General features: G+C 60.0%; 12 protein-coding genes. 11 read left to right on the top strand and 1 reads right to left on the bottom strand.

The genetic code is table 11. The features are described 5' to 3' along the window. The first annotated feature begins 6 nt into the window (after nucleotides 1-6). Genes ACK1VC_RS25685 through ACK1VC_RS25650 form a run of 8 tightly spaced genes read left to right on the top strand, consistent with a single transcriptional unit; the run spans nucleotide 7 to nucleotide 8,088 of the window. Nucleotides 7-1,539, top strand: a complete 1,533-nt coding sequence (locus ACK1VC_RS25685; protein ID WP_449118109.1) for a phage tail-collar fiber domain-containing protein — start codon at nucleotides 7-9, stop codon at nucleotides 1,537-1,539. 8 nt (nucleotides 1,540-1,547) lie between these two features. Then, nucleotides 1,548-1,745 (top strand): hypothetical protein, encoded by a 198-nt coding sequence (locus ACK1VC_RS25680; RefSeq protein WP_449118108.1) that lies wholly within the window; start codon nucleotides 1,548-1,550, stop codon nucleotides 1,743-1,745. After that, nucleotides 1,742-2,662 carry a hypothetical protein gene (locus ACK1VC_RS25675; protein WP_449118107.1) on the top strand — a complete coding sequence of 307 codons (921 nt, stop codon included), beginning with the start codon at nucleotides 1,742-1,744 and terminating at the stop codon, nucleotides 2,660-2,662. The genes ACK1VC_RS25680 and ACK1VC_RS25675 overlap by 4 nt, the downstream gene beginning before the upstream one ends. Then, nucleotides 2,659-3,213, top strand: a complete 555-nt coding sequence (locus ACK1VC_RS25670) for a baseplate complex protein (protein WP_449118106.1) — start codon at nucleotides 2,659-2,661, stop codon at nucleotides 3,211-3,213. The genes ACK1VC_RS25675 and ACK1VC_RS25670 overlap by 4 nt, the downstream gene beginning before the upstream one ends. Next, nucleotides 3,210-3,905, top strand: coding sequence for a hypothetical protein (locus ACK1VC_RS25665; protein WP_449118105.1), 696 nt, complete (start codon nucleotides 3,210-3,212; stop codon nucleotides 3,903-3,905). The genes ACK1VC_RS25670 and ACK1VC_RS25665 overlap by 4 nt, the downstream gene beginning before the upstream one ends. Beyond that, nucleotides 3,893-4,843 carry a hypothetical protein gene (locus tag ACK1VC_RS25660; RefSeq protein WP_449118104.1) on the top strand — a complete coding sequence of 317 codons (951 nt, stop codon included), beginning with the start codon at nucleotides 3,893-3,895 and terminating at the stop codon, nucleotides 4,841-4,843. The genes ACK1VC_RS25665 and ACK1VC_RS25660 overlap by 13 nt, the downstream gene beginning before the upstream one ends. A 1-nt stretch (nucleotide 4,844) precedes the next feature. Next, entirely contained in the window at nucleotides 4,845-7,304 is a 2,460-nt protein-coding gene (locus ACK1VC_RS25655; protein ID WP_449118103.1) for a hypothetical protein, read from the top strand. 10 nt (nucleotides 7,305-7,314) lie between these two features. Next, a complete protein-coding gene (locus tag ACK1VC_RS25650) occupies nucleotides 7,315-8,088 on the top strand; it encodes a hypothetical protein (protein WP_060494801.1) in 774 nt (257 codons plus the stop codon). Between the two features lie 98 nt (nucleotides 8,089-8,186). Here the strand turns inward: ACK1VC_RS25650 and ACK1VC_RS25645 are convergent, their stop codons facing one another. Continuing rightward, complete coding sequence (locus ACK1VC_RS25645; protein WP_449118102.1) at nucleotides 8,187-8,981, bottom strand: hypothetical protein; 795 nt, start codon at nucleotides 8,979-8,981, stop codon at nucleotides 8,187-8,189. Between the two features lie 872 nt (nucleotides 8,982-9,853). Between ACK1VC_RS25645 and ACK1VC_RS25640 the strand changes: the two genes are divergently transcribed. The 3 genes from ACK1VC_RS25640 (at nucleotide 9,854) to ACK1VC_RS25630 (ending at nucleotide 12,900) form a co-directional block, all read left to right on the top strand. After that, entirely contained in the window at nucleotides 9,854-10,141 is a 288-nt protein-coding gene (locus ACK1VC_RS25640; RefSeq protein WP_088513442.1) for a type II toxin-antitoxin system TacA family antitoxin, read from the top strand. Then, complete coding sequence (locus tag ACK1VC_RS25635) at nucleotides 10,099-10,620, top strand: hypothetical protein (protein WP_449118101.1); 522 nt, start codon at nucleotides 10,099-10,101, stop codon at nucleotides 10,618-10,620. Before ACK1VC_RS25640 ends, ACK1VC_RS25635 begins: the two co-directional genes overlap by 43 nt. Nucleotides 10,621-10,989: 369 nt before the next feature. Beyond that, the gene (locus tag ACK1VC_RS25630) at nucleotides 10,990-12,900 is read left to right on the top strand and encodes a potassium transporter Kup (protein ID WP_023048903.1); all 1,911 of its coding nucleotides are present in this window, start codon (nucleotides 10,990-10,992) and stop codon (nucleotides 12,898-12,900) included. Nucleotides 12,901-13,076 lie beyond the last annotated feature (176 nt).

The raw sequence follows: 13,076 nt of genomic DNA, 5'->3' as shown, positions 1-13,076 counted from the left end.
AGCCCCATGGGAGCGAGTATCACCTTGGCCGGCGAAAGCCTGATTGCCCAGAAGCAAGGCGCCCAGCAGAAGCTGGTAGTGGCCCGGTTCGTTCTGGCCAATGTGCCTGGTCTGGACGTCAACGGCGCCGTCAATCGAGCGGGCGCCAAGCCGCCGGCAGCCCAGATCGTCTACACCGCCGATGTGACGCGTCAGGGCTATGTGAGCCCGCGCCAGGTGATTTACAGCCTGATGGTCACCTCAGACATTGGCGACTGGGACTTCAACTGGATCGGCCTGGAGACGGCCGAAGGCGTGCTGCTGGCTGTGGCCTATGTCCCGCTTCAACAGAAGCGCCGGAACATTCCACCTACCCAGATCGGCAACAACCTCACCCGCAACTTCCTGGTGGAGTTCAACGGTGCACAGCAACTGACCGGCGTTACGGTGGATGCCAGCACCTGGCAGCACGACTTCACCGTACGGCTCACCGGGATCGATGAGCGTGAGCGCGTGAGCAACCGCGACATCTACGGCAGAGCCTGCTTCTTCCAGGATGGACTGGAGGTCGAGCGCAACAGCTTCGGCCTGTTCCAGGTCAAGCTGGGCATGGCCTATGTCGAAGGCGTTCGCGTGGCGCAGACGGTACCGACCACCGTGCAATTTCCGGCGCTGCCCACCCGGGCCTGGATCGATGTCTGCCTGACACAGGATGGCAGCGAGGTCCTGGCCAGCTGGACGGTGGTTTTTGGCGAGACCAAAAGCGACTACCAGGATAGCAACCGCCGTTGGCATTACCTGGTGCAGCTGGCCGACGTCGACGCCAGTGGCGTTGTAACCGACCTGCGCACCTGGCAACCGATCAGTGGCGCGCTGATTGAGCACTTCGCGGCCCGCAATGGTGACTATGAGCAACTGCGTGCCAGGGCGACGACCAAGGACGACGTGGGGCTCGATCAGATCCCCAACGCGATCAGCGACGACCCCGAAAACGACCGCAGCGATGTGCTGGCCACAACCAAGGCGCTGAAAAATCTCAAAGCTGGGATGGACAGCAGCCTGGTCGGGATGGTCGCCCACTTCCCCACAACTGCCGCGCCGGCGGGCTGGCTGCGTGCAAACGGTGCATCGGTCTCTCGCACCGTGTACGCGGCGCTGTTCAACCGGATCGGCACCACTTTCGGTTCGGACAGCCCTACCACCTTCAAGCTGCCGGACCTGCGCGCTGAGTTCATTCGCGGTTGGGACGACGGCCGGGGCGTCGACGCTGGCCGCGCCCTGGGCAGCTGGGCACCCAGCCAGAACCTGCTTCACGACCACATTGTGGAGATTCAGCCAGGCGGCGCGCACAGCCATGAAATGGAGTTCCCCAGGGACTTAGGTCGGGGACACACCGAGGACGACAAGGACGCATTCCTTGGTGACGAGATCGAGGAGGGAACCGCGATTATTCATACCAGCACCGCGCCGAATCACACCCACGGCGCGACGATCACCAGTTCCGGGGGCGACGAGGCACGGCCACGCAGCATCGCGCTGCTCGCCTGCATTAAATACTGAGGCCTGCCATGGACACCAAAATCGTTTACCAAGTTGATCACCAGGGCCTGTATGTCGGGCAAGCGATCGCTGACGAGTCCCCGCTCGAGCCTGGCGTCTGGCTGATCCCCGCCGGCTGCGTGACCGTGGCCCCGCCCAAGGCCCTGCTCGGCAAAGTCTGTCAGTGGGATGGCCATCAGTGGCGGCATATCGAGGTGCCGGCATGAATTGGGTGCCCGTGCAGATGCGCTGGCCCAGCCAGACCACGTCGTTCCTGGACGATCTGGGCAGTGTCCAGGACCTGGCCGCCGGCGAACTGGCCAGCACCGTCGAGCGCGTGGCCGAGCTGGCCAGCCTCGCAACCACAAATCCTAGTCAAGTAGGCGATGCGGCGCTGCAGCTGGCCGGTGCTGGCCGATCGGCGCTGGCGACTGCACTTGGCGAGGCGCCGCAGGCTTTAATAGTGACGCCGTTCCAGAGCGGTGTTGGCCAAGGCAGCGGTTATCAGCGCTACCTGTCCGCTCCGAACCTGCTCCGGCACATGGCGGACAAGCTGACCGACACCAGCGACCAAAACCGCCCAGATGCTGCTGGCTATGCGCTGGTGCTGATCTTCGTCGCGACCCGCTACGACCACCTGGCCACCGCCCTGTCCAGCCTCAATGCGCTGCTGCCCATGAAGGACCTGCAGCGCGCTGAGCGGCGAGCCCGCCAGCTGTTCGACCTCGAGGCCGAGAAGTGGGCCTTGCCGGCGGCCGGCGCCCTGCCGCTGTGGGGCAGGCTGCCGCTGGAGCGGTGCACGATCACCAAAGTCTCGAACCAGGTGATGACCAGCCAGCTGGCTGCCCTCGAGAGCTACGCCGACAGTTCGCCTGCAGCTGACCTTGCAGCCCTGGCCGCCCGCAAAGCCGCGCAGACCCAGAGCATTGCCCAGAATCTGGCCGCCCTTAAAGAGCAACTGTCAGGCAGCTCAGCCAGCACCAACATACGTGCACGCCTGATTGGCCCGGGCAACAACGCTGAACTAGCCAGCCAACTGTTGGCCGGCGATGCCCCTGGCCATGAGTGGCCGCTGTCGGCCGGCGTCATGCTGGTGGGCTCGCTGCCCGGGCTGGCGTTCTTGCGGGAGTTGGTGGGCCTATGACCATGCTCCTCAACGGCCAGCGGGTCGAAGGCAAGAACCTCAAGGTCACCGCGAGCCTCAGTATCGAAAGCGAGGATCTGTCGGGGCAGACCAGCAACACCGACTCCGCGCACAAGGGTTTCAAGCCCAAGACCCTGACTGTGACGCTGTTGATCCGCTATCAGGACCACACCCAGTTGCGCGCGCTGATGGCCTTGGCCGAGGCCACCGAATCGGGCGGCCAGCGCAAGACGTACCGCGTCGTCAACGACACCGCCACGGCCTTTGGCGTGCGCCAGGTTCAGTTCACTGACAGCGTCAGCGCCCGCGAAGCGGACACCCAGAAGGCCTGGATGGTCCAGTTCAGCCTGACCGAAAAGCTCTCCAACCCGGAAAAGGTGGAAAAGCGCCGCAGCCCGGCCAGCGTGGCCCAGCAGGCGGCGACCGGCACCGCAGTAGGAGGCACCGGTACCGGCACCGCAAGCGAATCCGGTACCGGTTCCAGCACCGAGCTGAGCAGCTTTGAGACGGTGCTCAAACGTGTCGATGACTTCTTGGGCGGTGCTGCATGAGCATGAGACTGCACAAGGTGGCGACCATTGGGGGCACGGTCTACCAGCTGGTCGGCGATGACATCCGCCTGGACCTGAAAAGTCCTGGGCGGGCCAACCTGCGGATCCAGGCCACAACGCCAGTCACTGGCCTGGTGACCGTCGACATCGGCTACAACGAGCGAACCCTGCAGCGCCATTTCCTGGGCTACGTCGAGCGCTGTACCCCCGCCAATGCTGTCAGCCAGGTGGTGTTTTGCCGTGAGCTCACGGGAATTCTGGCCGCGCCTTTGCCGCTCAACCTGCGGCACGCCGACATGCGCACCGTCCTGGACGAGATCCACCAGAAGACAGGCCTGCGTTTTCGGGTTCCGGATCAGCCGTATGCCGCGGTAAAAGCCCCGTTCTTCTACAGCCTGGCATCTGGCTTCCAGGCCATGGACAGCCTGGCCAAGGTCTTCGGTATCAAGGATTTCATCTGGCAACAGCAGGGCAACGGCGAGGTGTATGCCGGCAGCTGGGCCGACAGCTTCTTCGGTAGCCGTTCACCCCTGCAGCTGCCGACCGACCTGTTCGATGACTACCAGGGCAACCAGAGTGCAGTCGTAGCGGCGCTCCCAGGGCTGCGCCCCGGGGCAACGATCAACAATGGCGAGCGGATCACCTCCGTGGCGCTCTCCGACACCAAGATGGCCATCAAATGGACGAAGTGATCCGGCGCAGCGTAGAGCGCCAATTTCCTGAGCTGGCGGGTAAGTACCACCTGCCGCGCTTCGGCAGGGTCATTGGTATTGCCGACGCCCCGGCGAGCTCGAGCATGTGCGACGACTTCCGCCCGCGTCTGGCGGCCGACATCGAGGTCCTGGACGAGAACGGCGAGCCGGACCCGGAGCTGCCGACGTTGGCCGGCGTACCGCTGCCGATGCCGATCGGCGGCAATGAGATGGGCCTCTTTGGATTCCCGGAAGAGGGTACGACGGTGGTGGTGTGCTTCGCCTACGGCCTCCCGCACAAGCCATACATCCAGACCGTGCTACCCCACGGCCTGAGTCTGCCCAAGATCCCCAAAGGTGCACAGGTCTGGCAGCACAGTGAAGCGGCCCAGCAGCGCGTCGATCCTGACGGCAATTGGCTGCGGCAGACCGACGGCCGAATCCGCGATGACTCCATCGACCGCGAGATCCAGAGCCTCAACAACAGCGAGAAGCACCAGGTCAGTGACGTCCAGGTTGAAACCCACTCCACCGAATCGGTGGGCGGCATCAAGAAGATCGAGGCCGTGGGCGCGCTCAAGCTGCTATCGGGCGGCGCCTCGAGCCTGGCCGCACTCGATGACCTGCACTTGGCGAGCGGCCGCGACCTGAACCTGGCGATCGCCCAGAAATACAACGCAGCGGTAGGCGGCGACATGCTCGAGCGCATCAAGGGATTTCGGCGCAGCGTCGCGGCGAAGACCTGGCTGGGCTCGGACAGCGTGAACGCTCTGCAGGTGCTGTGCGACCTGATCGACCTGGTAATCCAGATGAATGCCGACATCGCCGCGCACACGCATGGCCCCAGTCCGGCACCGAGCAACGCAGCCAGCTTCGGCGCTCACGCCGTCACCGGCGGACTACTTTCGGGGCAACTGAAGCCCATCACAGGAGCTTGATTTGGAGCTGAAGAACTTCTTCTCGCAGGACCATGAAGGGAACATCACCCCGGATGCGACCTGCTACTTGTACCAGCGTGGTTCGGAGAACCTGGTGGCCGGCCTGCAGTCCGTTAATGGGCAGCCATTGTCGAACCCGTTCACCAGCGATGCCAACGGCCTTGTCCAGCTCGCTGCCCCGAACGGGCTCTATGACGTGCGTGTCGTCACGGGAAATCGGGACTACCGCCTCCACATCCAGTTCAACGATGTGAACGAGACCGTGGACGCTGCTGTTGCAGCTGCCAGCCGGGCTGAACAGGCGCGGGATGCTGCCCAGCTGTGGTCAGGCATTTCTGCCAACACAGCCGAGGGGCTTAACAAGACGCCGCTGAATGGCTATTTCAGCGTCCCCAGCCTGGAATCGACCGAGTACTTGATCCTGTACCAGAACGTGGCGAACGTCGCGGTTGAGGTCAAGCGCTACCCCAGTTCCGAGGCGGTCAACAGGGCGCTCACCGGTGCCATCCGCTCGTACGCCACCTTGGCTTTGATGCAAGCGGACACAAGCCAGGAGGAGGGTACTTCCGCCGTTGTCACACATGATCCGGATGAAGCCAAGAACGGCTGGTACCTCTTCAGCAAGCTGGACGGCATCTGGAATCGCTCCGCGAACCAGACCGCCAGCGCAGCCCGGGTCGAGGCCATCGAGAAGCAGATCTCCACCCGTAAGCGGCCACGCAGCAAATCCGGGAAAGCACCCTTCGTTATGACAGTGGGCGACAAGGTGCTGCCGTTTGCCACCGCCCAGAAGCTTCCCCGATCGAAACTGATCTCCGCACCTGGTGCGGTGATGATGCTGGGCGATACGCCAGTTCCACCCGTCATTGTGCGCAAGCGGCCCCGTGGGCCTGGTGGGTACGGTGATGTGGTGATCGTCAGCAACCGGTCTGTCTTGATGTCTTCAGCGGGTGGACTGAACAAGCAAACAGACGCCCGGCTTGCCGCCCTGGAAGAACAGGTCGCGCAGACCAAGCCGTTGCAGTACCTACCATCGCCGCCTACTTGGCTGGCGAATGTCACAACGGTGAACAGCAAGTCGCAGATCATGGTTCACGATGGAGCGACGTACCGGCAAGCAACCAGCGCTGATGCCAACTGGTTCGCGCCTCAGGTAGGCCCATTCAACTTCATCAGTTGCCTGAGCGATAAGTCGGGATCCGTGGAGCGCTACACCCTGATGCCTTCGGGCTTCAAAGTGAAGAACATGGCGGTGGTGCTGCACAAGATCATCACCGGGCAATCTTTGGGCTTGGGGTCGCGGGGCTACATCCTGCGTGCGAACGGGCGCTACGAGTTCACGCCGGGCGTATTCGGTGACCTGTTCACTGAAGTGACCCCAGTTGGCTACGAAGGGACCTGTTTCTCGCTGGTGGGTGGGCCCCGGCCTGTAGGCTGGGAGTCTTCCACCGATTACGTCCCGCTGCACGAATACGCCAGCGGCGTATCCGGCGAGACGATCGCCAGCTCCTACGCCACGAAGCTGCGCACCTGGTTGAGTCAGTACACCGCGATCGATCCGAAGATTCTGGTCAGCGTTTCCGCCCTGGGCGGTGTGCCCTACGCATCCCTGAAAAAGGGGACCACGGTGTACCAGAACGCCCTGAGCCAAGCGACCGCCGCCAAGGCGATCGCGGTCAGCAAAGGCCTTCAGTACATCATTCCGTCGATCTCGATCATCCACGGCGAAAGCCAGATCAACACGACCCAGGCGCAATACGTGGCCATCCTGGCCGAATGGGTCAGCGATTATCGGACCGACCTGGTGGCGATCTCGGGGCAGGAGGTCGCGCCGATCGCCTTTGTCTCGCAAATGCTCACCGGCGAGACCGGCACAATTCCCGCGATCCCGCTGGCACAACTGCAGGCGCATGAGGAAAACCCGAACGTTAGTCTGATAGGGCCGAAGTACGCTTATCCTTACTTCGATACTTATCACATGTTGGCTGAGGGCTATGCAAAGATCGCCGAGATTGAAGAACGTGCTGAACACTTCTGGCTCGCCGGTAAAAAATGGCAGCCGCTCAAGCCCGTTTCTGTTGCGGCCGCTGGCAATAGGCTCACGGTGAAGTTCAACAACTTGCCGGATGGCGGCGCTGAATACGCGGGGCCTATCGGACGCCTGGCATTCGATACCAACAAGATCACCAACCCCGGCAACTTCGGATTCGAGTTGACCGGCGCCACGATCACGTCCGTTGTTCTGGGCGCTGACGGTGCGAGCGTCGTGATTACCACGGCCAGCGCCTTGGCCGGTGGCGAAGTACTGACTTATGCCCTGCAGAGCGCGATGAGCCAGCCACAGAACGGCAATGGGCGGCGCGGGAATCTCCGCGATACCGATCGGCGCGACCGGTCACGTTTTGATTACCAGTATCTGTACAACTGGTCAGTTGCTTTCTCGAAAACCATTTCTCTATAAGAGTTGAAAAATGACACGTCAAATTTTGCAATTCGTCGGCACGCCATCTGTCCCTGGTCTTCAGACCCTCGATGTTTCAGCAGCTGAGATCCACGTCGCCAATATCGACTCGCTGGTTTATTTCCCGGGCCTGTTTGAGTGGGATATCACCGAAGGTAAGTTCATCGACCGGATGACCGACAAGCTTACGCCAACCTATGGCGCAGCTGATCTGGCGGCGCGGTTTGTCACCCTGGCGAACGGCAAGCGTGCCTACAAGCCGGCATCAATCAACGACACGCTGGTGTTCCCGGGCTTCGACACCTCCAAGTCCTTCACCGTGGGGTTTGTGGCCGGGGCTACCTACTCCATTGGCAGCATCCAGGATGCGGCCAACGTGTCGGCCGTGCCTGCGCCGTGGATGGTGCTTTCGGGGCCGACTGCAGGTGCTGACTTCGGGAAGCCGTGGGTGGTCTTCGGGCCGATCACCTCGGGCGGTTATTCGAACTACCCAGGCGCTGCCTTGACTGATACGGCCCTCAGCGCGGTGGTGCTGATCGTCGATCGCGCGAAGAAGACCATCAGCCTGCGGGTTAATGGCATCACGACCTGGTCGTATTCGGGCAATGCCGTGGCCACCACATCGGTCTTCTCGGGGCTCAACATCGGGGTCAGCAAGTATGCTGGCCAAGCCCTCGGCACGCGCCTGGGCGCGATCCCGGCAGCTGCGGGGTTCACATCAGCTCTGGCCGGGGAGGACCTTGAAATGCTCGAGGACATGCTCATGGCTGCAGCAGCAGCGTAAGTTCAATGCGTTGCTTCAGCGACAGAGGTGGTGATGTGAGCTCTTAACCGGCTCCCCTGAAATGAAAGAAGCGGCCTGCATTTGCAGGCCATTTCTATTTACAAAACCTTTCGAATTCTAGACGAGTCCAGTAACAAGTGATCACAGTGTATTGGAACAATTGAATCATCTATTGCCAACGTAAACGCAAAGCGATACTCGCTTTCATGAGAGAATTTGCGAGGTTTTAAGTAAGCAATATTCTCAAGTCTCCGTAAAAACTCTTCGGCTGTGACCTCCGAGTGATGATTGATAGTTACGTCTCTGTCTACATATGCGACCCGCATATGCTGGCAATAGCAGATCAAGCTATCAAGTGGTACTTTCGGGTCAATTATGTGTCGCCCATCAACCCGTCCCTTGCTTATGGCGAAATACAAAGCGTCGACAATGGCTCGCCCTAAGTCCTCAGCCTTTTCTTCCGGGATAATCCAATAATCCTCATACCCTTCGAATATCGATTCAGCATCTTCAGGGCTCTCTACAGCCGACATGCAGAAAATAAAACTATTAAAACATTGGCGCTTTATTGTGGCGTGAAGCTTTTCTACATTTATGTGCTCAGCCGGGCTAGGCAGCCACTTGTATTCCTCAATATAAACATCTGTTTGCCCAGGTAGGCCCGGATCATAATCTTCCTTGCCCTGTTTTACCTGACCTTCCAAGATCCCGCCTAGCCACTCCCTCTCGATTTGCAATGGTCCATTTATCTTCAGGTTGTAGGTGGAAGTACCTTCAGCTTCGTCTCGAATTTCAAGATTTTCTGTTGCGCGATAGTAATAAAGGCTGCCCAGCATCAAGGTATTGGAAGTCTTAATGTTATGCGCTTTTTTGCAGCTCTTTGCTAAGTACATACTGATCCTTTGAATCGAATGCTCATGGACTGATTTGCAAATGGCACAGCGGCGAATCTGGTTGCAGACCCTCACCAAAGCGGGGAGACCGCTTCGTCTGGAGCGAAGGTCATGCCGTTTGAGAGTCATGCATCACATTCGCTCAGTCAACAGTCCGTGGCGGCTCGAAAATCGGTGGTCGAGAAAAAAACCGTCAAGAAAATCACTTATCCCCCTCCCGCCGACGCGCCTTGCGTCCTGATTTTTTGCAAACCAGATGTGGAGTGAAATGGATGCTTCGGTGGCGCGGGCGTTAGCTGCCCGGGGTCGGATGTCCATTGCACTCTGTGCAAAGTTTTGACGAAAAATGCAGTGCCATCGTGGTGTGTCAGCGCTGAACGCTCAGTCTTGCCGCCCCCGCGCACCCCTTAGCCACGGGGCGAGCGACTGAAAAAGCAGTGTAAATGCGGATTTTTCCAAGAGTGCCGACGTCGCTATTACAGTGTCCTAGACAAGGTCTGACATTCATACAAAAGACCTCAAACTACCGTGCTAGAGAGGTTTGCGTCACTTCGTAAGTGTCATGGCGTTTTCATTTGATTGCGTAGTGCTACGGCCCTGACGTGAATCTCGAGCTGACCTCATTGTGTTGCAGATAGCAACACGGCTACACAACTGCAACACGACGTGCTAAAGTGGTTTCACTGGACATAGGCCAGTTACCAGTGCAGTCAATCCCGACTGCCGACCATTACCAGGAGCGCAGCTAAACCTATGTTTTCGCTGCAAAAAGCAGGTGACCCCGTATGCATCCAAACGCAGCCGTTAGGACTATTTGTCTAAGATTTTAAACAGGAGAACGTCACGACCCTATACACGAATTGGAGATAGCGATGGAAAGAACAGCCGAAGCAGGCGTGAGGCCTGTATCCATAAATATGAGGGCTGATTCGAAACGGCGCGACCTTATCGATGCTGCAGCTGACATCCTTAGCATCGATCGGACCAGTTTCATTCTCGATGCCGCATGTCGGCGTGCAGAGGAAGTGATCGTGGATCGTAAGCTTTTTCTGCTTAGCGATGAAGCGTTTGACCGTTTTGAAAAAGCTCTCGATGCGAACCCCATTAGGAGCAACGAATGCGTCAAGAAACTGCTTTCCAGGCCGAAGCCCTGGAGCTGAGCCCACCTGAGAAACTGGGCAGTCACCACGTGACAGCAAATTTCGACTGCAATGAGCCATCGATTAATGACTTTTTGCGAAGCAAGGCGCTGAAAGCGCAGGATGCCAAGCATGCGATGGTATACGTAGTGTGCTTCAAGGGCACTCAGGACGTAGCCGCTTATTACACGCTGTCTAACAGCGCAATCGATCGCAGGTATGGTGCCACGGCCCAGATTCGCCGTAATGCGCCAAACCCTCTGCCTGTGACTGTATTGGGGCGCATGGGGGTGACGGCCACAGCTAGCGGCCGGGGGCTCTCATTGGCATTGCTTGCAGATGCCATTGAACGGAGTTTGGTTGCGTCGGAGAGCATTGGGTCTACGGCTTTGATAGTACACCCTCTCACAGAGCGCCTTGTTGCGTTCTACGCCAAGCATGGTGGGTTCATTCCATGCCCTGACTTGTCGCCGATGACGATGATGCTCTCGCTGAAGTAGCTTGCATCGCAAAAAGCCCGCTTAAGCGGGCTTTTGTTTGTCTCGTTTTTCACATCAAAAGTATATTTTAGGCATCGCTAGGGCAACCCAGGCTTACGAAACCTACCTTGGGGGTGGCGGGCGTGGTGGACATGACTAACCTCGGTATTGAATACAGGTCGCCCGGCCGGAATCGCGGGCGATCTTGACGGGCGCTTTTTAGCGCCTCTGATCAAAAAGTGCGCAATTCTAGCGAGCGCAAGGTCGCTTGACCAGCAGAAATACGACGAACGCTGCGCTATGCTTCGCGCCGTTGCGTGATGGTGCCTCCGAGGGCCAGGCGCGCGAGTGAATACTAAAGGCCGAGATGGCCGTCTGCGGGAGTGGTCGATGGTTCAGGCAAGCAGTCACGCCGAGGGCGGGCACGCGGCAAAGCAGGGCGCGGCTCGCTCGCTTGGCCTGCTCGTGGCGGCGGTCGGGGTGGTTTATGGCGATATCGGCACCAGCCCTTTGTATACCCTCAAGGAAGTCTTCACCGGCGGTTACGGAGTGCCGGTCAACCACGATGGCGTGCTGGGTATCCTGTCGCTGATCCTGTGGTCGCTGTTGTGGGTGGTGTCGTTCAAGTACGTGATGTTCATCCTGCGGGCCGACAACCAGGGCGAGGGCGGCACCATGGCGCTGACCGCGCTGGCGCGGCGGGCCACGGCTGCCTATCCGCGGTTGCGCACGCTGATGGTGATCTGCGGCTTGATCGGGGCGTCGCTGTTCTACGGCGACAGCATGATCACCCCGGCAGTATCGGTGCTGTCGGCCGTGGAGGGCATGGGCCTGGCGTTTGACGGTATCGACCACTGGGTGGTGCCGATTTCGCTGGTGGTGCTGGTGGCGCTGTTCCTGGTGCAGAAGCACGGCACCGACAAGATCGGCAAGCTGTTTGGCCCGATCATGGTCACCTGGTTCGTGGTGCTGGGCGCATTGGGCGTGCACGGTATCTCTCAGAGCCCGGAGGTGCTCAAGGCCTTCAACCCAGGCTGGGCAGTCAACTTTTTCGTGGTGCACCCGGGCATGGGCGTGGCCATTCTTGGCGCGGTGGTGCTGGCGCTGACCGGCGCCGAGGCGCTGTACGCCGACATGGGGCATTTTGGCCGTAAGCCGATCGCCCGGGCCTGGTTCATCCTGGTGCTACCCGCGTTGGTGCTCAACTATTTCGGCCAGGGTGCACTGCTGCTGCAAGACCCGGAGGCAGCGCGTAACCCCTTCTACTTGCTGGCGCCGAACTGGGCGCTGCTGCCGTTGGTCGGGTTGGCCACAATGGCCACTGTGATTGCCTCGCAGGCGGTCATTTCCGGGGCCTTTTCCCTGACCCGCCAGGCCATCCAGCTGGGTTACATTCCGCGTATGCATATTCAGCACACCTCCAGCGACGAACAGGGGCAGATCTACATTGGTGCCGTGAACTGGACGTTGATGGTGGGCGTGGTGCTGCTGGTGATCGGCTTCGAGTCGTCCGGCGCCCTGGCGGCGGCCTACGGTGTGGCGGTGACCGGCACCATGCTGATGACCACCGTTCTGGTATCGGCGGTGATGCTGCTGCTGTGGAAGTGGCCGCCGGTGCTGGCCGTGCCGATCCTGGTGGGCTTCCTGCTTGTCGATGGGCTGTTTTTCGCTGCCAACGTGCCGAAAATCGTCCAGGGCGGTGCCTTTCCGGTATTGGCCGGCGGGGTGTTGTTCCTGCTGATGAGCACCTGGAAACGCGGCAAGCAGATCCTGGTAGAACGCATCGACGAAGGTGCGCTGCCGTTGCCGTTGTTCATCAGCAGTATTCGCATTCAGCCGCCGCACCGGGTCGAAGGCACGGCGGTGTTCCTCACTGCACGGTCTGATGCCGTGCCCCACGCGCTGCTGCACAACATGCTGCATAACCAGGTGCTGCACAGCCAGGTGGTGTTGCTGACTGTGGTCAGTGAGGACCGGCCGCGGGTACCGGAACAGGAGCGCTTCGAGGTAGAGGCTTATGGTGACGGGTTCTTCCGTGTGGTGTTGCACTTTGGCTTCATGGACGAGCCGGACGTGCCGGCGGCATTGAAGCTGTGCCATCGGGACGATCTGGACTTCACCCCGATGCGCACTACCTACTTCCTGAGCCGCGAAACGGTCATCGCTTCACGTCTGGAAGGCATGTCGCGTTGGCGGGGCAACCTGTTTGCGTTCTTGCTGAAGAACGCCAACGGTAACCTGCGCTTCTTCAACCTGCCGCTGAACCGGGTGATCGAACTGGGGACCCAGGTCGAGATCTGACTGCCAGGAGGAGGCTTGCCCTGGGGACAAACCGGGGAAACGCGGTGCCTGGCACCGGCTTTGCCGGTGTTCGCGGGACAAGCCCGCTCCCACAGGTACGGCGCAGGCTCAGGGCTTATGTAATACCTGTGGGACTGGCTTGCACAATGCTTGAACGCTAGCGCGATCACTGCGGG

The organism is Pseudomonas sp. XP2 (genome assembly GCF_053557975.1).
This window is presented reverse-complemented; position numbering and strand designations above follow the sequence as displayed.